This window comes from Streptomyces sp. NRRL F-5122, from assembly GCF_001507435.1.
GTDB lineage: Bacteria > Actinomycetota > Actinomycetes > Streptomycetales > Streptomycetaceae > Streptomyces > Streptomyces lannensis.
The window spans coordinates 1-230 of the sequence record NZ_LMWH01000220.1; the positions used below are offsets into that span (position 1 = coordinate 1).

Genomic DNA, 230 nt, shown 5'->3' on the forward strand with positions numbered 1-230 from the left:
CTCGCGCACCTCGTCAGTGATCGTCTTAGGGCGTCCCCCGCTCCATTTTGGGTCCAGCGCGTCGAACCCCCGCTCGTTGAAGGCGTGGATGACCTCACGAACGTAGTCCTGGCCGACCTGCATCAGCGTGTTGATGTCCTTGACCGTCTGGCCCTGCGCGGACATCAGCACCACGATCGCCCGGCGGAGTTTCACCGGGTCCTTCGCGGTGCGGCTGATCCGCTGCAGCC

1 protein-coding gene is annotated in these 230 nt (G+C 65.2%); it reads right to left on the reverse strand.

Annotated elements, in window-relative coordinates:
- The coding region (locus ADL25_RS20900) for a helix-turn-helix domain-containing protein (protein WP_159044968.1) at positions 1-230 on the reverse strand (230 nt) is incomplete at both ends.